We start from the raw sequence: 25,240 nt of genomic DNA on the forward strand, positions 1-25,240 counted from the left end.
TATTATTGTGACAAATCTCGTCTCACTTAATCATGTGTCTGTTGAATATAATCGTCATCAGGTGCTATCTGAGGTGTCATTAACCCTCAAATCGGCAGAGATTATGACGCTCATTGGCCCCAATGGCGCAGGTAAATCGACATTAGTCAATGTTGTGCTGGGGTTGCTAAAACCCTCCCGCGGAACGGTCACCAGAGCGAAAGATTTAACGATTGGCTATGTCCCGCAAAAGATATTTTTAAATCCGACACTACCAATGAGTGTTAAACGATTTATGCAATTAAGTTGTAAAGTCTCCTCTGAAACTCTTTTTAGCACACTTGAAATGGTCAATGCACAAAGTTTATTAACAAAATCAATGCAAATGCTCTCAGGTGGCGAAATGCAGCGTGTGCTATTAGCGCAAGCATTACTGAAAAAACCGCAGCTTTTAGTGCTCGATGAACCGACACAAGGCGTTGATGTAAAAGGGCAAATTGCTTTATATGATCTGATTGAACAAACCCGAAATCGTTTACAGTGTGGTGTATTAATGGTTTCTCATGATCTCCATTTGGTTATGGCTAAAACCGATCACGTATTGTGCATCAATAAGCATATCTGCTGTTCAGGAACGCCAGAATCAGTGATTAACCATCCTGAATTCCGCTCACTGTTCGGATACAGCGGTGCAAAACAACTCGCACTCTACAAACACCATCACAACCATAATCATGACTTTCATGGAAAGATTATTTTAAATCATTTAGGGAAAAAAGATGCTTGAATTACTCCTCCCTAGCTGGATCGCCGGCATGTTACTCACAACAATTAGTGGTCCATTAGGTGCCTTTGTCGTATGGCGACGTATGTCCTATTTTGGTGATACCTTATCTCATGCTGCCCTTTTGGGTGTTGCACTGGGTTTCGCTTTTAATATTGCGCCATTTTATGCGGTGCTCGGTCTTATGTTATTACTGGGTCTCATCTTAACGGTGCTCGAGTCACAAAAGCAGTTACCGATTGATACCCTATTAGGTATTTTGGCACATAGTGCCCTATCGATAGGCTTAGTTGTGATTAGCTTAATGAGTAATATTCGTATTGATTTAATGGGTTATCTTTTTGGTGATCTACTTTCCATCACTTATCAAGATGTTTGGCAAATATTGATTGGTGTTATTGTGGTACTCGCTATCTTGATTTGGCAGTGGCATAAATTTCTTTATATTACCGTCAGTGAAGAGCTCGCTTTCGTCAATGGTATTAATACCAAGCAGACAAAATTATGCTTAATCTTGTTAATCGCCATTACCATCGGACTTTCCATGAAATTTGTTGGCGCACTGATTATTACGTCGTTATTGATCATGCCAGCAGCCACGGCTAAATATTATGCTAATACGCCAGAAAAGATGGCTTTTATTGCGGTACTGTTTGGTATGATAGCAATATGTGGCGGATTACTGTTATCGGTTTATTATAATACACCAACCGGCCCATCGGTTGTGGTGGTCAGTGGCATCTGCTTTTTGATCACACTTTTGATTCGACGACGCAACTAAGTCTGCAATCATTCATATCATCAGAATCAGCGATTGGTCAGTGGCATTGTCACTGGCGAACTTCAAATCAAATAATCTAAAAGAGTGTTCAATAAACCGTTATCTGATTCTATAATCTCAATGATTTAAATATATAATGGGCAACTATTTTCGAGATAGCCCGCAATCTGTTACTTTCTGATAAAAAGACACAGACCAAAACCGCTAACATAATCTTACTTTTCTTCATTTGAGTTGTTTATGTCTACAGCGACGATTTATACCCGGGCTTCAATTGGGATTCAGGCCCCACTCATTCAGGTCGAAATTCATATTAGTAATGGATTGCCCGGATTTACTTTAGTGGGTCTGCCAGAAACCAGTGTCAAAGAGGCCAAAGATCGCGTTCGAAGTGCAATACTCAACAGCGGCTATACCTTTCCATCGAAACGAATTACCGTCAATCTCTCCCCAGCTGATTTACCTAAAGAGGGAAGTCGCTTTGATCTCCCTATAGCATTGGCCATTTTGGCCGCAACCAATCAAATTTCCGGGCAATCACTGTCTCAATATGAGTTTCTAGGTGAACTGGCACTATCTGGCCAGATTCGATTAATCAAAGGCGTTATTCCAGCGGCACTAGCCGCTAGCTATGATAAACGTATGCTGATTACCAGTGTCGAAAATAGTGCGGAGATAGCATTAATTGCAGATCATTCACATAGGTTGGCACAATCACTAGCCGATATTGGCCAATTTCTGTCTGGAAACGAGACAACGCTTCAAAAACCGCAAAACGATCTGATTAATCAATTAACACTACCGCAAGAGTCCGATAGCCTAGATGATATCATCGGTCAGGAACATGCCAAAAGAGCATTGGAAATTGCCGCCGCCGGTGGTCATAATATATTATTAATTGGTCCTCCCGGTACGGGTAAAACCATGCTTGCCATGCGATTGAACGGTCTACTGCCACAGCTGAGTAATAGTGAGGCCCTGGAAACGGCATCAATCAATAGCCTAATCAATAATTATATACCATTGCAAAACTGGCGAAAGAGACCTTTCCGCGCCCCTCATCATAGCGCATCAACGGCGGCATTGGTTGGCGGAGGTACAATACCTAAACCCGGAGAAATCTCTTTAGCACATAATGGCGTACTCTTTCTCGATGAGCTCCCAGAATTTAGCCGAAAAGTTCTCGATGCCTTAAGAGAACCATTAGAGTCAGGTGAAATAGTGATATCCAGAGCCAAAAATAAGGTGAGCTTTCCGGCAAAGGTTCAGTTAGTGGCCGCTATGAACCCCAGCCCAACTGGACATTATCAAGGTATGCATAATAGAACCAATCCACAGCAGATCATGCGCTACCTTAACCGGTTATCCGGCCCCTTTCTGGATAGGTTTGATTTATCAATTGAAGTCCCGTTATTACCTAAAGGTTTACTTAGCAAGCAAAAACAGAAAACGGTAGATACTGCGGCGATAAAGAATAATGTCTTAAAAGCGAGAGACAAACAGATTAAGATAAGAGGAAAAATTAATGCAGATCTGAATAATCAGGAGATTACTAAATTTTGTCAGCTTTATCAATCTGATGCAGATTTTTTAGAGAATGCATTAAATAAATTAGGATTATCTGCCAGGGCCTGGCATCGAATATTGAAGGTATCAAGGACTATTGCAGATTTAGCTGACTCAGAACATATAGAGCGATATCACCTAGCCGAAGCGCTAAGTTATCGCTCTATGGACCGCTTACTACTCGAGTTACATAAAAACGCCAATTAACCGCGACGATGGATTAATCATCAACATCAGAAAAATCTTCACTTGGATCAATCTGAGGCTTGCCACCAGATAAAGTATGAAAACGCTTTGGTTTATTGATGCGCGCCATATATTTTACCCAGGTTTTTTCATTTTCAGTCGCAGGCATCTGATTGCCACGGCATACAGAAACAAATACTTTTTCTTCAGTAGTTACCGGTTCACGCTTGCCAGAGTCCAATTCACTGAACGCCTGTCCGAACTTTTCTAAAAGTTGCGCTTCCTTGATTGTGAAATCACCATGGCGAGAAAAACCACGAGGATAGTTTTTATTATCAAAAAAACGTTGGTTAGAAATAAAACTTTCACTCATTTTTTTACCTTATTCTTGTATAAACATATTATTTCTGCAAAATTATAATTAAGCGTAAGAATCTGTAAATAAGATTTCTTAAAATAGTGCAAATAATCAAATCAAACGGTTATTTTTAGAACAAAATGAGATTCTTTAAGATGAATGGCAGGGGCGGAGAGGCTCGAACTCCCAACACCCGGTTTTGGAGACCGGTGCTCTACCAATTGAACTACGCCCCTAATTTTGAATGAATAAGATAATATTATTTATCATTATCTTAATACTTATTTAGTCAATAGAACACACATCTAAACAAGTGCGCGCAGTATATCATTAAGTATTTTTTTGTAAAACCATTTTTTATAAAACAAAAGGAAAAATAAATTGATTGACTAAAAAAACGTCTGAAAGTTTCATCAAAAATAGGCGATAACTTCTTCAATCATCTTCATCACAGATCTATATCGAGCTATTTTACTACTGAGTTATCATTCACCACAAAATAGTAACACTGTTCAGGTCAATCACTATCTGTTTGTGATCCTTTTTACACCATTAAGAACTATCATACTCACTATACCAATCATGATACCTAAAATAAGACTGCTGATTGTCGGAGATATGGCACTGAGTAAATCACCCATATTAGGCGTGGTCTCTATCCAGGAAATCATATCATGTTCAAGATCAGCTAATGGTTTGATATTATGCAGTACGATGCCGCCACCGACTAAAAACATGGCAATCGTCCCGACAATAGAGAGAAAACGCATCAAATAAGGTGCACTATTAATTAATAATTTCCCTAAACTTAAAAATAACTGTCTATTTTTATTTTTTAGTATCAGCCAATAACCTAAATCATCGAGTTTAATAATCATCGCCACGATACCATAAACGCCAACTGTAATCAGGATAGCGACTGTTAGTAACACACCTATCTGCATCAGTAATGACTGTTCAAGGACGACATTTAATGCAATAACCATAATTTCGGCTGAGAGAATAAAATCGGTACGGATAGCGCCCTTCACCTTCTGTCTTTCTAGAGTACTTATCTGCTCGAGATGACTATTTGATAACATTTCAGCTTGTTGTTGAATAATAGCGGTACTGTCTTTTTTCGTTGGATGACGCATTTTTATCAAACTATGGATAACTTTCTCGGCACCTTCAAAACAGAGATAGATGCCGCCGATAATCAGCAGAAACTTGATTAACCAGGGAACAAAATAACTAATGACTAAAACAACCGGAATAATAAACAGTTTATTGAGCATAGAACCTTTGGCAACTGCCCACACTACGGGTATTTCGCGATTTGCGGTTACACCTGACACTTGTTCAGCATTCAATGCCAGATCATCACTTAATACAGCAGCCGTCTTTTTCGTCGCGATTTTCGTCATTGCGGCAACATCATCTAACAGCGAAGTAATATCATCTAAAAGTGCAAGCAAACTTGCTCCAGCCATATCCAATCTCCAATCATATATACGTTATTATTATCTATCTTAGTAACATTAGCAGTATTAGCACTGATGCTTATGCTATTTTACGGTGTATATCAATCCAGCTGCAATCAAATAGTCATGAAAAATAGCTTAATTTTTCATCTTAATACTTCATAAATTTCTATATATTGAATACAAATAGCGCAGTGATTATGGAAATAAATTAGAATCAGGGGAGATAGGGTATAAAAAATAGCGGTAGCTAAAATGCAAAAAACCCGCTTGCGCGGGTAATCTGACTATATAAATTGGCGGAACGGACGGGGCTCGAACCCGCGACCCCCTGCGTGACAGGCAGGTATTCTAACCAACTGAACTACCGCTCCACCGAATAGATTTTAACTAAATCACTTAGTTAATGTAGTTGTACTCTGACAAACTACTAAAATTAAAGTCTGGCGGTGTCCTACTCTCACATGGGGGAACCCCACACTACCATCGGCGCTACGGCGTTTCACTTCTGAGTTCGGCATGGGATCAGGTGGGACCACCGCGCTATTACCGCCAGACATATTCTGTTTGCTCTTCAATCATTAAAAACAAGCTTACTTCAAAACTTTCACGAATCATAAAACAACTCAGAGTTGTAAGGTTAAGACCTCGGTTCATTAGTATTGGTTAGCTCAATGCATCACTGCACTTACACACCCAACCTATCTACGTCCTAGTCTCGAACGGACCTTACTGATTCTCATCATGGGAGAACTCATCTCCGGGCTAGTTTCGCACTTAGATGCTTTCAGCGCTTATCTATTCCGCACGTAGCTACCGGGCAATGCCATTGGCATGACAACCCGAACACCAGCGGTGCGTTCACTTCGGTCCTCTCGTACTAGAAGCAAACCCCGTCAATTCTCCTGCGCCCATGGCAGATAGGGACCGAACTGTCTCACGACGTTCTAAACCCAGCTCGCGTACCACTTTAAACGGCGAACAGCCGTACCCTTGGGACCTACTTCAGCCCCAGGATGTGATGAGCCGACATCGAGGTGCCAAACACCGCCGTCGATATGAACTCTTGGGCGGTATCAGCCTGTTATCCCCGGAGTACCTTTTATCCGTTGAGCGATGGCCCTTCCATTCAGAACCACCGGATCACTATGACCTACTTTCGTACCTGCTCGAACCGTCGCTCTCGCAGTCAAGCTAGCTTATGCCATTGCACTAACCTCCTGATGTCCGACCAGGATTAGCTAACCTTCGTGCTCCTCCGTTACTCTTTGGGAGGAGACCGCCCCAGTCAAACTACCCACCAGACAGTGTCCGCAATCCCGATTAGGGACCTACGTTAGAACATCAAACATTAAAGGGTGGTATTTCAAGGTCGGCTCCACGCGAACTGGCGTCCACGCTTCATTGCCTCCCACCTATCCTACACATTAAGGCTCAATGTTCACTGTCAAGCTATAGTAAAGGTTCACGGGGTCTTTCCGTCTTGCCACGGGTACACCGCATCTTCACGGCGATTTCAATTTCACTGAGTCTCGGGTGGAGACAGCCTGGCCATCATTACGCCATTCGTGCAGGTCGGAACTTACCCGACAAGGAATTTCGCTACCTTAGGACCGTTATAGTTACGGCCGCCGTTTACTGGGGCTTCGATCAAGAGCTTCGCTTACGCTAACCCCATCAATTAACCTTCCAGCACCGGGCAGGCGTCACACCCTATACGTCCACTTTCGTGTTTGCAGAGTGCTGTGTTTTTATTAAACAGTTGCAGCCAGCTGGTATCTTCGACTGACTTCACCTACGTCCGCGTGGGATTTCAATTACCATCAGCGTGCCTTCTCCCGAAGTTACGGCACCATTTTGCCTAGTTCCTTCACCCGAGTTCTCTCAAGCGCCTGAGTATTCTCTACCTGACCACCTGTGTCGGTTTGGGGTACGATTACATATGACCTGAAGCTTAGAGGCTTTTCCTGGAAGCAGGGCATCAGTTACTTCACAACCTTAGTTGCTCGTCATCACACCTCAGCGTCTTAGTGACCGGATTTGCCTAATCACACGCCTACATGCTTAACCCATCATCCAATAGATGGTAAACCTAGCCTTCTCCGTCCCCCCATCGCAGTCACACATAGTACGGGAATATTAACCCGTTTCCCATCGACTACGCCTTTCGGCCTCGCCTTAGGGGTCGACTCACCCTGCCCCGATTAACGTTGGACAGGAACCCTTGGTCTTCCGGCGTGCGGGTTTTTCACCCGCATTATCGTTACTTATGTCAGCATTCGCACTTCTGATACCTCCAGCAGACTTCTCAATCCACCTTCTACGGCTTACAGAACGCTCCCCTACCCAATATGTTATTCACACATTGCCGCAGCTTCGGTGCATAGTTTAGCCCCGTTACATCTTCCGCGCAGGCCGACTCGACTAGTGAGCTATTACGCTTTCTTTAAATGATGGCTGCTTCTAAGCCAACATCCTAGCTGTCTAAGCCTTCCCACTTCGTTTCCCACTTAACTATGACTTTGGGACCTTAGCTGGCGGTCTGGGTTGTTTCCCTCTTCACGACGGACGTTAGCACCCGCCGTGTGTCTCCCACGCTCTACTCATCGGTATTCGGAGTTTGCATCGGGTTGGTAAGTCGGGATGACCCCCTAGCCGAAACAGTGCTCTACCCCCAATGGTAATACGTGAGGCGCTACCTAAATAGCTTTCGGGGAGAACCAGCTATCTCCCGGTTTGATTGGCCTTTCACCCCCAGCCACAAGTCATCCGCTAATTTTTCAACATTAGTCGGTTCGGTCCTCCAGTTAGTGTTACCCAACCTTCAACCTGCCCATGGCTAGATCACCGGGTTTCGGGTCTATACCCTGCAACTTAACGCCCAGTTAAGACTCGGTTTCCCTTCGGCTCCCCTATTCGGTTAACCTTGCTACAGAATATAAGTCGCTGACCCATTATACAAAAGGTACGCAGTCACACATACTAGTACATGCTCCCACTGCTTGTACGTACACGGTTTCAGGTTCTATTTCACTCCCCTCGCCGGGGTTCTTTTCGCCTTTCCCTCACGGTACTAGTTCACTATCGGTCAATCAGGAGTATTTAGCCTTGGAGGATGGTCCCCCCATATTCAGACAGGATACCACGTGTCCCGCCCTACTCTTCAAGCTTCCACGCAATGGCTTTCGTGTACGGGATTATCACCCTCTATGATCGGACCTTCCAGACCGTTCCACTAACTCATTACGCTACCCGCTTTGGGCTCCTCCCATTTCGCTCGCCGCTACTTTGGGAATCTCGGTTGATTTCTTTTCCTCGGGGTACTTAGATGTTTCAGTTCTCCCGGTTTGCCTCATTAACCTATTTATTCAGTTAATGATAGTGCACAAGTGCACTGGGTTTCCCCATTCGGACATCAACGGCTATTACGCCTTTTATCGGCTCACCGTCGCTTTTCGCAGATTAACACGTCCTTCATCGCCTCTGATTGCCTAGGCATCCACCGTGTACGCTTAATTTCTTAACCTTACAACTCTTAGTTGTCTCAGTTTTTTTCGCTTTCCTCAAACCCTTAGCTATGCCATACAGCATGCCGCAGATCCGAGAACTCGTTTCTTTCAGCTTGTTCCTAATTTTTAAAGAGCTATATTCATCAGTACACCTTAATGTACTTATCAATATTTTTTACGAGAAATATGGTGGAGCTAAGCGGGATCGAACCGCTGGCCTCCTGCGTGCAAGGCAGGCGCTCTCCCAGCTGAGCTATAGCCCCATATATTCACTGCATTTGTCATTTCGCCTACATTTAGCTAGCGACACTCTACCAATACATCATCATAACTCAGCTTTCGCCTCATTATTTTCAGTCATTGGTGGGTCTGAGTGGACTCGAACCACCGACCTCACCCTTATCAGGGGTGCGCTCTAACCACCTGAGCTACAGACCCAAATGCGTGTTTTCTCTATTTTCAAACAAACAATCTATGTGAACACTTACAGGCTCTTCGTAGTAAGGAGGTGATCCAACCGCAGGTTCCCCTACGGTTACCTTGTTACGACTTCACCCCAGTCATGAATCACACCGTGGTAAACGCCCTCCCTAAGGTTAAGCTATCTACTTCTGGTGCAACCCACTCCCATGGTGTGACGGGCGGTGTGTACAAGGCCCGGGAACGTATTCACCGTAGCATTCTGATCTACGATTACTAGCGATTCCGACTTCATGGAGTCGAGTTGCAGACTCCAATCCGGACTTAGACGTACTTTATGAGGTCCGCTTACTCTCGCAAGTTCGCTTCTCTTTGTATACGCCATTGTAGCACGTGTGTAGCCCTGGTCGTAAGGGCCATGATGACTTGACGTCGTCCCTGCCTTCCTCCACTTTATCAATGGCAGTCTCCTTTGAGTTCCCGGCCTAACCGCTGGCAACAAAGGATAAGGGTTGCGCTCGTTGCGGGACTTAACCCAACATTTCACAACACGAGCTGACGACAGCCATGCAGCACCTGTCTCATAGCTCCCGAAGGCACTCCCGCATCTCTGCAGGATTCTATGGATGTCAAGACCAGGTAAGGTTCTTCGCGTTGCATCGAATTAAACCACATGCTCCACCGCTTGTGCGGGCCCCCGTCAATTCATTTGAGTTTTAACCTTGCGGCCGTACTCCCCAGGCGGTCGATTTAACGCGTTAGCTCCGGAGCCCAGGGGTCATGCCCCCAAACTCCAAATCGACATCGTTTACAGCGTGGACTACCAGGGTATCTAATCCTGTTTGCTCCCCACGCTTTCGCATCTCAGCGTCAGTATTTGTCCAGAAGGCCGCCTTCGCCACCGGTATTCCTCCACATCTCTACGCATTTCACCGCTACACGTGGAATTCTACCTTCCTCTACAATACTCTAGATGACCAGTTTTAAGTGCAATTCCCAGGTTGAGCCCGGGGCTTTCACACCTAACTTAATCATCCGCCTACATGCCCTTTACGCCCAGTCATTCCGATTAACGCTCGCACCCTCCGTATTACCGCGGCTGCTGGCACGGAGTTAGCCGGTGCTTCTTCTGTAATTAACGTCAATGGTAATACCTATTAGATATTACCCCTTCCTCATTACCGAAAGTACTTTACAACCCTAAGGCCTTCTTCATACACGCGGCATGGCTGCATCAGGGTTTCCCCCATTGTGCAATATTCCCCACTGCTGCCTCCCGTAGGAGTCTGGACCGTGTCTCAGTTCCAGTGTGGCTGGTCATCCTCTCAGACCAGCTAGAGATCGTCGCCTAGGTGAGCCATTACCCCACCTACTAGCTAATCCCATATGGGTTCATCAAATGGCGCATGGCCCGAAGGTCCCATGCTTTGGTCTTACGACATTATACGGTATTAGCAGTCGTTTCCAACTGTTGTCCCCTTCCATTCGGCAGATCCCCATACATTACTCACCCGTCCGCCACTCGTCAGCAAGAGCAAGCTCTCCTGTTACCGTTCGACTTGCATGTGTTAAGCCTGCCGCCAGCGTTCAATCTGAGCCATGATCAAACTCTTCAATTTAAAGTTTGATGCTCAATAATGATTTCTGACATATTCAAATGAATCTTCAGTGTCACTTATCAAGACTTAATTTTTTAAAGTCTGTCGACTTAATTTCTTTCGTCCTGTAAGTGCCCACACAGATTGTCTGTTCTAATTTTTAAAGAGCTGACAGCGTTTCGTTTTACTGTCTCAAGGGCTGCGTATTCTACGCTTTCCTTTTTTAAAGTCAAGAACTTTTTTTCAAATTTCTTCACTTCTTTTTTTCCAGACTTCTTAACTTGCGTCTCGTTGTCTCTCAATGGATGCGCATTATAGGCACTTTAAATTTAAGATCAAGCGTCTTTTTCACATTTTATTTCGAGCGATGATTGTTTGTACAAAACACGGATTTATTAATCAATAATCATCTAAACAACCATCAACTCGCGAATAATAGCCTGATAATAATTACTTTGCGGTTTTAATCTTATTAGGTAAATCAGCTAAACTATCTAATATCCAATCAGCCTGTTCTGCCGCTTCAAGCGTAACTTCATCACCTGTTCTGACTAATACGGTTCTTTTTACGCCAGCAGCTTTACCCGCTAATAGATCAGAAATCCGATCACCGACCATATAAGAGTTCGCTAAATCAATATTCAGGTCTTTTGCCGCGGTTAATAACATACCTGGGCCAGGCTTACGACAATCACAATCCCCTCCCTCTGGCGCATGTGGACAATAATAGATGCCATCGAGCTCAACACCCCGATCTGCTAGAGACCAATCCATCCACTCCGTCAACTGTTCAAACTGGGCCTCACTAAAGATCCCTCGTGCAATACCGGATTGATTTGTGGTAATCACCAATAAAAAGCCCATCTCTTTCAATTTTGCACATGCTTCTATAACCCCCTCAATAAAGTGGAACTTATCTATGGTATGTACATAGTTATAGTCAATATTGATAGTACCATCACGATCCAGAAATATCGCCGGTTTCATCATTCGTCTTTCTCACCTAAAAATTGTCAATAAAATTGCGTGAAAGATTAATCTACTTTAGCTATTGATGCAATATTCTTAAGATTCCGATTGACTTAGACGTCTAGACATCCTAATATTCATCTTAATATTTATTCTATAGAAGTTGATTTATGATTAGACTTGTCAATGTTTCAAAGGTTTTTTACCAAAACAAGCGACCTATTACCGCATTAAATAATATTAATTTATCTGTTCCGGCTGGACAAATCTTTGGGGTGATTGGCACCTCGGGCGCAGGGAAAAGTACCTTAATACGCTGCGTTAATTTGTTAGAGCGCCCGACTTCAGGCGAAGTTTACTTCGATAATATTGATTTAACGAAGCTCTCTAATAGCCAGCTGACTAAAGTAAGACACAAAATTAGTATGATCTTCCAGCATTTCAATTTACTGTCCTCACGCACCGTGTTTGATAATGTCGCATTTCCTTTAGAGCTTGAAGGCGTATCGAAAAAAGAGATCAAAACGCGAGTACTAGAACTGCTTGAGCTGGTCGGCTTATCTGATAAAGCCAATATTTATCCGGCCAATCTATCTGGCGGGCAAAAACAGCGCGTGGCAATTGCCCGAGCATTAGCCAGTAAACCGCAAGTTTTACTCTGTGATGAAGCAACCAGCGCTTTAGATCCTGCCACAACCCGATCAATTCTTAATTTACTCAAAGATATTAATCGTAAGTTAAACCTAACTATCTTATTAATTACCCATGAGATGGATGTGGTTAAACAGATCTGTGATCAAGTCGCGGTAATCAGTGCTGGTGAGCTAGTGGAACAATCGTCTGTTGGCGACATGTTCTCGGCACCTAAAACAGCGGTAGCCAAAGCATTTATCCAATCTACCCTGCATATTCATATTCCGGATGATTACGTACAAAAAATGCATCCTACTTATCAGGAAGGATTACATCCGTTAGTTCGAATGGATTTTAGTGGCATCTCGGTTGATGCACCACTACTTTCACAGATTGCTAAAGAGTTTAATGTCGATAACAATATTATCAGCGCTCAGATGGATTATGCAGGTGGCGCCAAATTTGGCATGATGTTGGCGGAAATGATCGGTTCGCAAAACAATATTCAACAAGCAATTTCGTTTTTACAAAAAAATAATACGCAAGTAGAGGTTCTCGGCTATGTTTAATTTTCTACCTGCTTTTAAACCATTTGAGTCACTATTAAGATTTCTCTCAGAGTATGGTTTTTGGCAACATATAATCAATTTCTGTTCTTCATTTGATGGGCTTGATGAGCGCATGATTTTTGCCATCGGCCAGGCGACAGATGAAACGATTTATATGTTGATACTCTCGACATTCTGGGGCACCTTATTAGGCTTACCACTAGGTATCTTATTATATACCACACGCAAAGGCCAAATCTTAAGTAGCCCACTAATTAACAGTGTGCTCTCCTTTATTACCAATATATTTCGCTCGATCCCGTTTATCATCCTGATTGCCTGGATACAGCCTTTTACCATGATAACCATGAGTCTTCTTACTGGTGTTAAGACATATTTAGGGACTGACGCCGCTATCGTGCCACTGAGTATTGGTGTCGCACCGCTCATTGCTCGTATGATAGAGAATGCGCTATTAGATGTACCGAAAGGATTGATTGAAGCTGCACGCTCGATGGGCGCAACGCCAATGCAGATTATCAAAAAAGTATTACTCCCAGAATCATTGCCACTGATTATTAATAGTATGACGATTACGTTAATTACCTTAACCGGTTATATTGCTATGGTCGGCGCGATTGGTTCAGGTGGACTAGGACAGATTGCGATTAAATTTGGTTACACGGATAATAAAATTGCCATCACCAATGTGGTATTAATTATACTGGTCATTATTGTGTTTGCGATACAGTTTATTGGTAACAGCATTGTAAAACGAGTTACTCACCACTAATGTTTAAGGAGAAGTAGAATGATTTTCAAAAAAATCGCGATAATTATAACACTCGCCAGTGCTTTTTTACTGGCCGCTTGTGACCATAGCAAAACAGATACTGCTAAAATTAAAGTGGGCGTGATCATGGGGCCAGAAGAGGCGATTGCTGAAGTCGCGAAGCAGCAGGCGAAAGCGTTGTATAACTTAGATGTTGAGTTAGTGTCATTTAATGATTATGTCGTGCCGAATCAAGCCTTAAGTGACGGCTTAATTGATGTGAATGCTTTTCAACACAAACCATTTCTTGATCAACAAGAACAAGCCCGTGGTTATCAATTAGCTATCGTCGGTAATACCTTCGTCTATCCTATTGCCAGCTACTCGAAAAAATTACAACCGATCACAGAAAATAGTCAACCAGGTGAAGGCGCCGTCGTCACCTCACCACGTGGTGATAAGTATCTGATTCCTGCCGGCGCGACGATCGCCATTCCCAATGATCCAACGAACTTAGGTCGTTCCTTGCTTTTATTACAACATCAAGGTTTGATTAAAGTCGATCCAGATAAAGGTTTATTCCCAAGAACACTCGATATCACTAGTAATCCCTATAACTACAAAATTATCGAGCTTGAAGCACCCATGTTACCACGCGCTTTAGATGATGAGCAGATTACCCTAGCCGTGATTAATAATGCATTTGCCGGTAAAGCTAATTTAACCCCAAATAAAGATGGTATCTTTGTTGAAGATAAAGAGTCACCTTACGTAAATATCATTGTTTCGCGTGAAGATAACAAGAACAGTGAAAACGTAGTTAACTTTGTTAAAGCTTATCAGACCGAAGCCGTGGCCAAGAAAGCCAATGAGATCTTTAATGATGGCGCGGTACAAGGCTGGTAATCTAGCGTTTTACCAATCACATTGACTGATCACCTTTGAAAAAAGTCCCGGTTAATATCGGGATTTTTTTGTCCTATCGGTTCATATTCGTTATATTTAGCGATGGACTTGCCAACTTTCACGCTATAGCCAACCTAGCAATTGAAGTATTTGGATAAGATAGACTAATCAAACTGTCTAAACTCGCTATTTACTTGATATTGATGTTAAGATCCTACTGCACGTCAAGCCTGTTTTATGCTAGTCTATCAAGCCATAATCATTCATCGCTTCAGCCCCATTGCGCTGAAACCGACTTATCATAAAGAGGAATCATATCATGGCAACCATTATTAATACTGATAAAGCCCCTGCGGCAATTGGTCCTTATGTTCAAGGCGTAGATTTAGGTAACTTAGTTTTTGCTTCAGGCCAAATCCCACTGGATCCGAAAACCGGCGAAATGGCCTCAGATATCACGCAGCAAACCCATCAATCGTTAGCCAATGTCAAAGCAATTCTTACCGCGGCAGGGCTAAGTGCTAAACATATTGTGAAAACCACTATCTTTCTGACTGACCTGAATGATTTTAATACCGTTAACGGCATTTATGAGCAGTTTTTTAAAGCGGTTGATGCGCCTTTCCCGGCACGCTCTTGTGTACAAGTTGCTGCGCTGCCACGTGGCGCCAATATTGAGATTGAAGTGATTGCTGCACGTTAATCAATTTAGTGAATGACTTGAGTAAACAGATGACCTATTCTCTTGACCCAATCGGAATTATTCGTTCGCCTTATAAGGAAAAGTTTGCCATTCCACGCCAGCCTAACTTAGCGCCGGCTGGCTCGGGTGAAATTCAGTTATTAGCCCCTTATAACAAGGCTGAAATGGTACGTGGGCTTGAGCAGTTTAGTCATCTGTGGATACTCTTTATTTTTAATCAAACCCAAGCACAAGGCTGGCGACCTACGGTGCGTCCTCCCCGTTTAGGCGGTAATGAGCGTATCGGTGTTTTTGCTTCACGTTCTACCTTCCGGCCGAATCCTATCGGCCTGTCACTGGTAGAGCTGAAAGAGATTGTGCAACAGCAAGATCAGTTGATTATCAAACTGGGCAGTGTTGATCTGCTGGATGGTACGCCCGTCGTTGATATCAAACCCTATATCCCCTACGCCGACTGTTATCCTGATGCCTGTGCTGGTTATGCCCAAGTCGCGCCACAAGAAAGCTTAACGGTCGCTTTTTCAGTTCAAGCACAAGCGCAAATCCTTCAGTATCAAACAGATTATCCACAATTAAAACCCTTAATTGAGCAAGTGCTGGCGCAGGACCCAAGACCAGCTTATAAAAAACGGCAAACCGACTCACAAGAGTATGGCGTGCACTTATTTGATTTTAATATTCGTTGGCGGGTGTCTCATCAACAAGTTGATGTGTTAACGATTGTGAAAATTTAAACTCGCTATGTGGTAGTGAACCTAGTATCAATCAGCTAGTGCTTTGTTATCATCGTATAAAACTACCTGTGTGGTAGTGAACAGCAGTGTTCAACGTGCAACAACTACAGATCAGGTAATATCGCTGAATATAGAATAAATTTAATTAAGAAATTTTGCGCATGTGACAAATTCTGTATATTTCGTAGCAATTTTATAGGTAAATCAAGCCTCGCTAATCAGTGGCGGCTTTTTTATTGTCTAAAGTTTTAGATTTTGCAGCTTTAGTATAGTGGTAAAATAACAGATCCCAACCGCCGTTTTCGAGAATTCGATTCTTTCAGTCTGTCCCAAATTGAAGATAGTGTAATAAGTTAGCACAGCAGAGTTTGAATCTGTTAGTTTACGTTCAAGTCACAACGTTCCACAGCCAAAATGTAGGGGTTCGCAGCAAAGTAACAGTGAATATCTTAACTACAAAGCGGCGTTACCCCCCTCACTTTAGGCTGACTTAGGTATGGTGATATTAAATCAGTTCAATATCATTACCATCGGCAAAAATAGCAGATACCGCTGATTGATGAATTTTCCATTGAACTTTATTATCTTCTTTTCCATCATCGAGCCATTCTTTAAATGAATGATAATATTTAATTTTATCACCGACATTTAGGTTAAGCTCTAATTCATCAATAAGATCGCTCCTAAATTGAATAAGTGCATACATTTCGGTTTCAACATCTTTGGGGATGGGTCTGCCGCCAGACTCGTAGTATTGCCAAGTTCTAGCTGAAACTTTCGCGACAAACTCTGCTGCTTCCGATACATCCAGCATTAAAAGCTTTCTTAATGCTTGTAATTCATGATTATTAATTTTGTTCCAATACATAGTTTTCCCTTTAAGGTTCGATGATAAGTCCAACTTTTATTAAAATTTGCCGATCAAATGCTCTTGACTCAGAATCATAAGCACTGTAGTCGCTCATGCAAGTATTAAATAATGTGTCACCCTGATTGACGCGGGATAAAACTCCCACCTTCATTTTTCTGTCAGTTATTTAATAAGACCCCGCTTCGTTTTACACTCTTTTTTAAAATCAAACCGAAATTTTCTAAGCTATTATGTGGTAGTGAACGCTCGAATCAAATCGATACAGCGTGCCAATGTCTTCTAAGCTACCTATGTGGTAGTGAACAAGAGTTAAATCAATTTTTCTTGCAGCTTAAACTTCTAAGCTACCTATGTGGTAGTGAACTAATCGGTCACGTGAATGAGTGCGTGGCTAATCTTCTAAGCTACCTATGTGGTAGTGAACAAAAATAGTGGCGATTTAGATAAACATCTTAACTTCTAAGCTACCTATGTGGTAGTGAACCGTGTTCTCATCAACAAAAATTGAATAACTGACTTCTAAGCTACCTATGTGGTAGTGAACTAATCGGTCACGTGAATGAGTGCGTGGCTAATCTTCTAAGCTACCTATGTGGTAGTGAACAAAAATAGTGGCGATTTAGATAAACATCTTAACTTCTAAGCTACCTATGTGGTAGTGAACCGTGTTCTCATCAACAAAAATTGAATAACTGACTTCTAAGCTACCTATGTGGTAGTGAACACTTCTACGAAACGATCGCCAAACTTGAACATCTTCTAAGCTACCTATGTGGTAGTGAACGCTATGAACAGGCTTGTAATCAACTACCCAGATCTTCTAAGCTACCTATGTGGTAGTGAACAAGAAGCTCTTCATTTATTGCGGAAACTAATTCTTCTAAGCTACCTATGTGGTAGTGAACACTCCGCCGCTCGCTGAATTTTCTCTTCTGCACTTCTAAGCTACCTATGTGGTAGTGAACAACTGGTCATAACGTTTGTTGTAGAGCAGGTACTTCTAAGCTACCTATGTGGTAGTGAACTTTACTGTTGTTTAATAAAAGTGGGTCATTAACTTCTAAGCTACCTATGTGGTAGTGAACGGTTGATCGGCTTGATGCATTTTTAAGTAAAACTTCTAAGCTACCTATGTGGTAGTGAACTAGCTACTTTAGCTAAAAAAATAAATTTAAACAATAGGTTAATAGATTAATCAGCAAAAAACCCTTTTTTATTCTCGATCATTTAACATATTGATTTAATTTAATATATTGTTTGATGATAAATTTTAGGATCAGAAGTCAGGCACACTGACCGCAGCACTTAATCCATAACTACTAAAATTGCCTGCTACTGCTTCCCTGACCTCGCTCTTTTTAATAAATAATTTAAACATTTGCTGATTGGTTAAACTTTTTAATTGTATATAGGGCAAATCAGAGATTTTAAGTCTGGGTGTATAATAGATCACCGCTTGCTCAAACGTCATATCATTGTGATGTTTGAGCCGATGATTGGCTAAACGTTCTGCGCTGGTTTTATATTGCTTACGCTGATAAGTCGCGAAAGTTGTCACCTGCGGGACTGGCTTTATACCGGTATAGTGGATCATATCTTCTAAGCCGGCCAGCCATTTAGTTAAATTCAGATCTATCAGTAACGATTCCGTGACTGCAAAAATGCGTAACTTCCCCCCCAGACTGCCTAGTTTTTTCTCCTGATGATACCGATACTGGGGAAAAGCAACCCCAAAAGGAGTATGACCTTGACTATCTTTATGCTCAACAAAAGCTAAATGCACCTGAGTATATAGTCGCGTCCAGAGTTGATTAACCGTTAACTCAGTATTTTTAATCAACGTGATTTCAATATAATATTTCATTAGCAAACACTCCTCTTACTTAATATCAATCACATAGGCAAGGCCTTTTTTGCCTACATAAAAAGATGAGACCCCCGCATTTTCTATTTTTTGCTGTAGATCCTGCGCTTGCTGCGGTGAAATATTTAAATGGATAGTTAATCGACCATCTGCTTTCTGTAACATTGAGATCATTTTTCCGCCACCTTTTTGCGTTTTAGTTAAAAGATAGGGATTACCTAAAACACGTTTTTTACCTCCGGTTGAAAAGACTTTCCAAAAATCTTTTTCGGTAAAACTACCGGTGATAGCAATACCCGGTAATTTTTTTTGCTTAGTTTGGACTGCACTAAGATCAAACGATTGAGCCAATCTTTTAGCTTGAAGATAGAGTGCCGAGAAAAATAGCGTCATCGGCTTGGCGGGTTCAGGTAACACTGCATCGGCAAACTCATGTGCAATCACACGCATAGCGACATCAAGCGCTGCTGGGTCTAGCGCAGCTAAATTTTTGATTTTTTTTAATTGTGCAATTTGCTGAACAATCGTTATCGGTTCCAGAGATAGTGCTTTTTCGGGCATGTTATAACCAGGATCAAGAATAAATTGCACAACCTCTTCAGGCGTTAAAAATAATATATACCACAATGGTTTAGTAAAAGCTGAGGTAAATGCCGGATGGTCAGCTTTGATCAATCCTTCAAATGCATTGGGATCTTCATTATCAATATTACGCAGATAAACCACTTCATGATTGATATTTTCTATCTTATCGATAATATCGCTATCAGTTATTAACGGTTCTATCTCTTTGAAATAATAGTTCACATCCGCTCTTGATTGATAAAGTTTACGTTGGTCGCCAATCAGTCGGTTTAATATCCCCATGACCGTATCTTTAGAAATCCTGCACGATTTATAATTATTCGCGTCTTTACTTAAAGCGCTGGCGGAGGCAATAAACTTTCGCCCCGTCTTTGGAATTGGACTATTATTTGAACCATCCAGAAAGCGGTTTTGCCAAGATGCCTCGTAAGCAATAATAATACGCATCGTTGTTCCTTATTTAGCGTAAAAATAAACGGCATAGGCAGATTCAGCTTTAGGATTAACTTGATCAGGCAGCTGTTTTATACGCATCATCTTGTTGCTATCATTATAATCAACTTCTACACTATCAACATACATGTATCCTTTGGCCTGTTTAATGGATAACTCGCGTAACCTGTTGAGCGTATGCTGCACCAAAATATCAATCGCGATCTCATCAAGTAAAATACCGGCTTCGCCCTCTTCAAAGATAGTGCCTTTTCTGACATAATTAGTATGAAAAATCGCTTTAGGTTGACGATTGGGATCTAAACTTTGAATAAAGTCTTGTACCTTTTTAGCGATTTGTTCACACTGGTTATTATTATTAATATCGAGTGCCGCGCGATCAAATTTATTATCCAAAGAGATAAACTGTAATTGCTCAATACTAATCGATCCATAGGCATCATATTCTGTATCGCCAAAGGTGGTTTTAGAAAAGAAAGAGTTACTGGATTTATCTTTATCCTTATCTTCTTTAGAACCAGAACGTCCCATTTGCTCAAAGTTACCCTGACCCAATTGATCAATAAAATCAGTAATTAAAAGCGGACTAGTCCGCTTACAAGATGGCTTAGGTACAACATAGCCTCTGATTAATCCGGTTATTGAGGCTAATAATGCCACTTTGTCGTGATCTTTGGCAAAATGTAGATCATAGGCTTGATCTCTAAAAAGATGATGGCGAATACAGTTCTGGCTAATATAGAGTGGGTTTTCTTTAAAATTAATATCCTGTGGATATTTTTTATACTTATAGCCATTTTCGCTCTCGTTGCCGGTTAAATTAGTATAACCGCGTAATTTGGGCAGTGAATGCACCGTATTCTCTTTATTATTATCACCAGCTAACGCCGTCGCGCCATTCCAGTTAACTACTCCATAACCATAAGCTTTAATTTTAAAATCGACACTTTTAATACCGGTTACTTTAGACATCCTGTTCTCCTGCTGAGTAAATATTAGTTTTTAGGATTTAACGATAAAATTTTCTGATAAGAAATTAACCCGATTGGCTGCTTACTACAAACTGCATAATAGATTGCTTCATCACTTCTTAGGCTGCTACCACCAATACGGTTTAAATCGTCTTCAATATAGCTGAGATAAAGCGGATATTCAGGATTGCGCGCATAATTAGTAATAACATTTTCTCGATGCGGTCTGGGTATCTTCTCTTTATTGATAGGATGATTATCATCAATGTGATGTTGATTTTGAATCATAAAATTAATGACATTAGTCTGCTGCTTAATATAGTCTAATGATTCAGTCAAATTATCGAAGGTATCGCTATCCTTTAACGGCATTGAATAGGCATATTGATTAATAAAAATCGGTTGTTGATAGTTTTCTACATCAAGTAAAGCTAACTGAACAAAGCGACTATCCGCCCTTAATGCGTGTTTACTAATGCGTATAATATGATTGTCTGCTTTACTATAAACTTTAATCGGTTCGAGAATTTTTTCATTTAGCTTACGAATACTTGCAGCGAGTGCTTGACAAAGATCATGCTGCACTAATTGACGATAATTATCTTCAGCATAAAATGCTCGATATAGTTGATACAGTTCCGGCAATTGGAAGATCTTATTCTTCAGGTTAGCTTGTAAAAAATCGTACCAAGCTTTAGCAGACTGTAAACTATGTAACCGGTCTAAAAAAAATCCAGCTCTACCCTTAGGTTTACCTCGTTTCACTGATTCGGTTATGGCAATCTTGAGTATATTGGTCGATCGATTTTTACCAAATCGATCCAAACGGCCTAACCGTTGCAGAATATTTTCCGCAGACGATATTTCTGTCACCATCTGATCGCAAGTAATGTTGAAAGAAGCCTGAACGATCGGTCCACTGCGCAATATTTGATATTGTCTGGTGCCGTGTTCACCAAAAGTCTCACAAACCTGCGTAAACCAATATTTTTTATCACTACGTTTAAATTTAGCATGAAATAAAAGACTATTTTCTCTCTGTTGATGCAAAATAAAGCCTTGCTGAGCCATTAAAGCCGTATTGCTGATCACAAAAGTATGATCAGAATAAGATCGGAAAAATGGATTGGTGCCTAATTCAGTTTCATCATATTCAATAAAATTGATTTGATAATGACTTTGATTAAATGAGGTCATCTCTACGACGTCATCAAGATCGATGCTTAATATATCCTGCAAATATAAATAGTGCGGGGTTGCTGAGACCAGTAAGCTATTTTTTTGCCAATTTGCCCGCATATTTTTAGCTGTAATTAGCTCTGCAAATAAGAGATTGAAAATATCCATATTAATATATTCATGATATTCATCAAAAATAATATGCGCTGACATAAAAGGCAGTAATGCGTCTATTTTAGTATGTGTTGTAATGCTACTGACTATTTGGTCAATAGTTGTCACGACAATGTCGGCAGCAAAGTAATCTTCAGACTTAGTTGGATTATCCCAACGATGGGTAAACTTAAATTCACCGGTTAAGATTTCAATATGGCTATCAGGCAGATAATTCTCAGTTAATTCGGTAAAAATACTTTGACATATTTGTACCCGTGGACAAACCCAAATGATTTTTTGGGCTTGTTTTAGTCTTGCCCACTCTAACGCTATTCTAGTTTTACCACATCCGGCAGGTCCGGCTAACACGGCAATATCTCGTCTCTCTGCCAAAGTTTCTGCAACTTGATTTTGTTGTTGTGTCCGTGAACTATCAGCAAATTTATTGACGATGTCATTTAGTTGTGAGGTGAGTGGGCTTTCTTCTTGTAATTTATCGATTATTTCTGCTAAGCGCTGCTGTTTGATATAACTCGTTAATTCGCTTGCTGATAGCTGAGATATCAATCTATCGGCACTGATGACACAGCTTCTAAGGAGATTATTTACCGCATTTGCCTGTATTTGCTCAGCGATATTTGACGTATCAATAGCAGAATAATGCTTAAAGTAGGGAAAGTTTAACTGCTTAAAATAAGTGGGTATCTCAGTCATCTTTTGGCCCGCTAATCCATCGCACACATCATTAAGTATTGTTCTATCAGTTAAATAAGTTTTTGCTAAATCGGCCGTTTCATTTAACAGGATGAGACTTTGTGCGACCAGATCATCAACACGTTGCTTACCCCCTAAATTTTTACATAAAAAATCAACGATATGTCCCAAGACAATAAAGTTATTTTTTTTTCTAAATGGTTTTGCATGGTGCCAGTAAATCACATGTTTTAGTTGTTCCTTTTGCCTTTGCGTCAGTGTAATTTGATCTTCAAATAGATAAAATAACAGTAACGATATCTCATTATGCCGGGGATGCTTTTCAAAATGAGATTGTGTATCAATATGTTGACCATCATCATCACTATTTTTTCGTTTACCTTTTTTTACCCATTGTTGAAACAAAGGATCAACTTTGCCAAGATCATGTAAACAACCAGCCAAAAAAGCCACCTGAGCCAGTTGTTTGTAGTCATCATTGTTAACCGCTGAATAAAATAATTGTTGCGCTAGATAGCCTACAGCAAACTGATGTTCGGCTAAATGCTGTAAATGGGTGTTGGCATAATATCCCTCTTTTTTCGCCTTCATCGTTACAATATCCATAACTAATTCCTGTTGAGTAATATTAACCGGTACCAAGCCTTGAGCATTAAACTGATAACGACTACCGACAATCCACAATAACTCGCTAAAACGACGAGAACGAATCCAGTGACAGGCGATCGCCGAGTTTTTGGTCACCGTTTTCTTAAGCAGTTTTTTAACCGATAATAAACCTTCTTCAGTTATGACTGTTTGCCAAGTTCTATCGCCAATACGGTTGGCGAAGGCATCTAATATTCGTTGTGTTCGTTTTATGGCCTTTTTACTACATTGACTGATAAAAATAACCATCATATCGCTGATATCGCTTTATAATGTAAAGCCGCTGACTTAACCTGCTCAAACATAAAATCTAACACTTTATAATCGGTGAATTTCTGTAGAATCAATTGCCTAAAGGCTTGATCAGATATCTTTTCTTGTGAACAAATAAATGCCCAAGGTAAAATAATAGCATCTTTGACTAAGTCTGCAACATCAAAAACTAACGCACCTCGCCTCGTTTTTCCATGCATGACTGCGAAACCGTGAGGAATGCCTAAAACCCACAAGGTCGTTGCGGCTAACCCATAAGCTAAATAATTACCATGATTTAAAAAGGTATTTGTCACATCGTTTGATTCACGATTGCGTTCAAAATAGAGTAAGTTTGCTCTTTGAGCGAGTATTTTATAAAGTTGCTTAGTTAATCTGGCTTCATCAAGTAATAGTTCATTTATACTTTGTCGGCAGGTTATTTGGTGCTTAAACTTAGTTAAAGTTTGTTTTATCTCCTCATCATCGATATTAACAAGTGCTTGTTTAATCTCTTTATCTTTTTTCCAAATATGCTCAATAAATTCGATTCGCGCACCTTGAAACTTTTGTGCTATTTGCATTCTTTTCGCTTCATCAAACCAAAAGCCCATCCAGCCTTGTAAATATTCTGTTGGCCTATATTCACTTTGTGGTGTGAGCCATTCTATCTCGGCACCAGAAAATAGCGGTGTACCACCACCACCACAAAATCCGACCAAGACACCGGCACTTGCCAACATGCGCATTGCAGCCTGAGTGATCGACGTACCGGTACCTAACAAAATCGCGGTTGTATTAGCGATAGGAATATTCCAGTATTGATTGTGTTCCTTTGCCTCAATAAGATAGAGAACCCGGCCCTCTTTTTGCATGACTCGACAATATTCAAGATAATAAATATTGGCTCTTTTTGAATGTAAAATAGCTTTTAAATCACTTGAGGCAAGTACTTCCATCATTAATAACCTATTTATTCTGCGATCTTTTCTGCTCGGTATTCACTTTCTTAAAGAGTTGTTATTTTATTACATAAGAATAATGTTTGAATGTCGAACAGATCACATTATCCATATATAATTATGACGAAATAGATAAAGATTATTGACAATATCAAGAGCACAATACCAAATCATCGGTATTAGCATAATAAATCGTTAATGATTGCAATTGATAAGCTGTAGATAGCTTTGTCGATGAGAAGAAACTTTAATAATTAGTTAAATAATGATTAAACCAAATTATAGATAATCGTCACCATTGAGTTAAATCTATGCTTAAATAATGATTAGACTGATATAGAAAAAAGTACTTTAAAGCATGTAAAAGGTGAACAGCTATTAATAAATGAGATTTGGTGGAGCTAAGCGGGATCGAACCGCTGACCTCTTGCATGCCATGCAAAATGGCAAAACATAAAATCAAATTAAAACAACAACTTGCACTTCTTGCCGACTTGTTAAGTGATGTGTTTTAAAGTGAAATAAAGCTATATAAACTACTTTGTTGACACAAATATGGCACAAAAAAAGTTATCTAAATACTCACTAAAAAGTGATCATTTAAATGACCTTTTAGTCATGCCTAAAATTTTATCCAGGCATCAAAAAAGGCGACTTAAGCCGCCCTTATATTATT

The 25,240-nt window shown here is 40.8% G+C and carries 17 protein-coding genes, 4 tRNA genes, 3 rRNA genes and 1 CRISPR repeat array; of the genes, 8 read left to right on the forward strand and 16 right to left on the reverse strand.

The features are described 5' to 3' along the window. The first annotated feature begins 7 nt into the window (after positions 1–7). The 3 genes from znuC (at position 8) to RHO15_09425 (ending at position 3,317) form a co-directional block, all read left to right on the forward strand. A complete protein-coding gene (znuC, locus tag RHO15_09415; GenBank protein ID WVD63678.1) occupies positions 8–766 on the forward strand; it encodes a zinc ABC transporter ATP-binding protein ZnuC in 759 nt (252 codons plus the stop codon). Next, positions 759–1,544, forward strand: a complete 786-nt coding sequence (gene znuB, locus RHO15_09420; protein WVD63679.1) for a zinc ABC transporter permease subunit ZnuB — start codon at positions 759–761, stop codon at positions 1,542–1,544. The genes znuC and znuB overlap by 8 nt, the downstream gene beginning before the upstream one ends. 240 nt (positions 1,545–1,784) lie before the next feature. After that, a complete protein-coding gene (locus RHO15_09425) occupies positions 1,785–3,317 on the forward strand; it encodes a YifB family Mg chelatase-like AAA ATPase (protein WVD63680.1) in 1,533 nt (510 codons plus the stop codon). A 13-nt stretch (positions 3,318–3,330) separates the two neighbouring features. Here the strand turns inward: RHO15_09425 and RHO15_09430 are convergent, their stop codons facing one another. The 10 genes from RHO15_09430 to gmhB form a co-directional block, all read right to left on the reverse strand. Then, positions 3,331–3,669, reverse strand: a complete 339-nt coding sequence (locus RHO15_09430; protein ID WVD63681.1) for a DUF413 domain-containing protein — start codon at positions 3,667–3,669, stop codon at positions 3,331–3,333. A 145-nt stretch (positions 3,670–3,814) separates the two neighbouring features. Next, positions 3,815–3,890, reverse strand: a tRNA-Trp gene (locus tag RHO15_09435). Positions 3,891–4,178: 288 nt separating this feature from the next. After that, positions 4,179–5,126: a DUF808 domain-containing protein gene (locus RHO15_09440; protein ID WVD63682.1), complete on the reverse strand. Its 948-nt coding sequence runs from the start codon at positions 5,124–5,126 to the stop codon at positions 4,179–4,181. A gap of 288 nt (positions 5,127–5,414) precedes the next feature. Then, positions 5,415–5,491 (reverse strand) — tRNA-Asp (locus tag RHO15_09445). 67 nt (positions 5,492–5,558) lie between these two features. Further along, a 5S ribosomal RNA gene (rrf, locus tag RHO15_09450) occupies positions 5,559–5,674 on the reverse strand. Between the two features lie 79 nt (positions 5,675–5,753). Then, positions 5,754–8,643 (reverse strand): 23S ribosomal RNA (locus RHO15_09455). Positions 8,644–8,813: 170 nt separating this feature from the next. Then, positions 8,814–8,889: transfer RNA gene (locus RHO15_09460), tRNA-Ala, on the reverse strand. A 98-nt stretch (positions 8,890–8,987) separates the two neighbouring features. Then, positions 8,988–9,064: transfer RNA gene (locus RHO15_09465), tRNA-Ile, on the reverse strand. A 63-nt stretch (positions 9,065–9,127) separates the two neighbouring features. Continuing rightward, a 16S ribosomal RNA gene (locus RHO15_09470) occupies positions 9,128–10,665 on the reverse strand. The 16S, 23S and 5S rRNA genes sit together here with 3 tRNA genes alongside, the layout of an rRNA operon. 429 nt (positions 10,666–11,094) lie before the next feature. Then, positions 11,095–11,634 (reverse strand): D-glycero-beta-D-manno-heptose 1,7-bisphosphate 7-phosphatase, encoded by a 540-nt coding sequence (gene gmhB, locus RHO15_09475; protein WVD63683.1) that lies wholly within the window; start codon positions 11,632–11,634, stop codon positions 11,095–11,097. A 149-nt stretch (positions 11,635–11,783) separates the two neighbouring features. Between gmhB and metN the strand changes: the two genes are divergently transcribed. The 5 genes from metN (at position 11,784) to tsaA (ending at position 15,909) form a co-directional block, all read left to right on the forward strand. Further along, positions 11,784–12,815, forward strand: coding sequence for a methionine ABC transporter ATP-binding protein MetN (gene metN / locus RHO15_09480; protein WVD63684.1), 1,032 nt, complete (start codon positions 11,784–11,786; stop codon positions 12,813–12,815). Then, positions 12,808–13,587: a methionine ABC transporter permease gene (locus RHO15_09485; protein ID WVD63685.1), complete on the forward strand. Its 780-nt coding sequence runs from the start codon at positions 12,808–12,810 to the stop codon at positions 13,585–13,587. The genes metN and RHO15_09485 overlap by 8 nt, the downstream gene beginning before the upstream one ends. Before the next feature lie 18 nt (positions 13,588–13,605). Further along, positions 13,606–14,472 carry a methionine ABC transporter substrate-binding lipoprotein MetQ gene (gene metQ, locus RHO15_09490; protein ID WVD63686.1) on the forward strand — a complete coding sequence of 289 codons (867 nt, stop codon included), beginning with the start codon at positions 13,606–13,608 and terminating at the stop codon, positions 14,470–14,472. Between the two features lie 319 nt (positions 14,473–14,791). After that, entirely contained in the window at positions 14,792–15,175 is a 384-nt protein-coding gene (locus tag RHO15_09495) for a RidA family protein (protein WVD63687.1), read from the forward strand. Positions 15,176–15,204: 29 nt separating this feature from the next. Then, on the forward strand, positions 15,205–15,909 hold the full coding sequence (gene tsaA / locus RHO15_09500) for a tRNA (N6-threonylcarbamoyladenosine(37)-N6)-methyltransferase TrmO (protein WVD63688.1): 705 nt from the start codon (positions 15,205–15,207) through the stop codon (positions 15,907–15,909). A gap of 505 nt (positions 15,910–16,414) precedes the next feature. Here the strand turns inward: tsaA and RHO15_09505 are convergent. From RHO15_09505 to cas1f, 6 genes are all read right to left on the reverse strand, one after another. Next, a complete protein-coding gene (locus RHO15_09505) occupies positions 16,415–16,777 on the reverse strand; it encodes a DUF1870 family protein (protein WVD63689.1) in 363 nt (120 codons plus the stop codon). A gap of 219 nt (positions 16,778–16,996) precedes the next feature. Next, positions 16,997–17,925: a CRISPR direct-repeat array (repeat unit 28 nt; unit sequence CTTCTAAGCTACCTATGTGGTAGTGAAC). Positions 17,926–18,056: 131 nt separating this feature from the next. Next, a complete protein-coding gene (cas6f, locus tag RHO15_09510; protein ID WVD63690.1) occupies positions 18,057–18,644 on the reverse strand; it encodes a type I-F CRISPR-associated endoribonuclease Cas6/Csy4 in 588 nt (195 codons plus the stop codon). Positions 18,645–18,659: 15 nt separating this feature from the next. Next, complete coding sequence (gene cas5fv, locus RHO15_09515) at positions 18,660–19,676, reverse strand: type I-Fv CRISPR-associated protein Cas5fv (GenBank protein WVD63691.1); 1,017 nt, start codon at positions 19,674–19,676, stop codon at positions 18,660–18,662. A 9-nt stretch (positions 19,677–19,685) separates the two neighbouring features. After that, complete coding sequence (cas7fv, locus tag RHO15_09520; protein ID WVD63692.1) at positions 19,686–20,654, reverse strand: type I-Fv CRISPR-associated protein Cas7fv; 969 nt, start codon at positions 20,652–20,654, stop codon at positions 19,686–19,688. A gap of 23 nt (positions 20,655–20,677) precedes the next feature. Then, entirely contained in the window at positions 20,678–23,602 is a 2,925-nt protein-coding gene (locus tag RHO15_09525) for a CRISPR-associated endonuclease Cas3'' (GenBank protein ID WVD63693.1), read from the reverse strand. After that, a complete protein-coding gene (gene cas1f, locus RHO15_09530) occupies positions 23,599–24,564 on the reverse strand; it encodes a type I-F CRISPR-associated endonuclease Cas1f (GenBank protein WVD63694.1) in 966 nt (321 codons plus the stop codon). The genes RHO15_09525 and cas1f overlap by 4 nt, the downstream gene beginning before the upstream one ends. Positions 24,565–25,240: the final 676 nt, after the last annotated feature.

Source organism: Orbaceae bacterium lpD01 (assembly GCA_036251705.1).
Lineage (GTDB): Bacteria > Pseudomonadota > Gammaproteobacteria > Enterobacterales > Orbaceae > Utexia > Utexia brackfieldae.

Coding starts and splice junctions, on each gene's coding strand:
- RHO15_09440 (WVD63682.1), bottom strand. CDS start 5,126: ATGGCTGGAGCAAGTTTGCTTGCACTTTTAGATGATATTACTTCGCTG.
- znuB (WVD63679.1), top strand. CDS start 759: ATGCTTGAATTACTCCTCCCTAGCTGGATCGCCGGCATGTTACTCACA.
- RHO15_09505 (WVD63689.1), bottom strand. CDS start 16,777: ATGTATTGGAACAAAATTAATAATCATGAATTACAAGCATTAAGAAAG.
- RHO15_09425 (WVD63680.1), top strand. CDS start 1,785: ATGTCTACAGCGACGATTTATACCCGGGCTTCAATTGGGATTCAGGCC.
- cas6f (WVD63690.1), bottom strand. CDS start 18,644: ATGAAATATTATATTGAAATCACGTTGATTAAAAATACTGAGTTAACG.
- metN (WVD63684.1), top strand. CDS start 11,784: ATGATTAGACTTGTCAATGTTTCAAAGGTTTTTTACCAAAACAAGCGA.
- RHO15_09485 (WVD63685.1), top strand. CDS start 12,808: ATGTTTAATTTTCTACCTGCTTTTAAACCATTTGAGTCACTATTAAGA.
- RHO15_09495 (WVD63687.1), top strand. CDS start 14,792: ATGGCAACCATTATTAATACTGATAAAGCCCCTGCGGCAATTGGTCCT.
- RHO15_09525 (WVD63693.1), bottom strand. CDS start 23,602: ATGATGGTTATTTTTATCAGTCAATGTAGTAAAAAGGCCATAAAACGA.
- cas7fv (WVD63692.1), bottom strand. CDS start 20,654: ATGTCTAAAGTAACCGGTATTAAAAGTGTCGATTTTAAAATTAAAGCT.
- metQ (WVD63686.1), top strand. CDS start 13,606: ATGATTTTCAAAAAAATCGCGATAATTATAACACTCGCCAGTGCTTTT.
- RHO15_09430 (WVD63681.1), bottom strand. CDS start 3,669: ATGAGTGAAAGTTTTATTTCTAACCAACGTTTTTTTGATAATAAAAAC.
- cas5fv (WVD63691.1), bottom strand. CDS start 19,676: ATGCGTATTATTATTGCTTACGAGGCATCTTGGCAAAACCGCTTTCTG.
- gmhB (WVD63683.1), bottom strand. CDS start 11,634: ATGATGAAACCGGCGATATTTCTGGATCGTGATGGTACTATCAATATT.
- cas1f (WVD63694.1), bottom strand. CDS start 24,564: ATGATGGAAGTACTTGCCTCAAGTGATTTAAAAGCTATTTTACATTCA.
- tsaA (WVD63688.1), top strand. CDS start 15,205: ATGACCTATTCTCTTGACCCAATCGGAATTATTCGTTCGCCTTATAAG.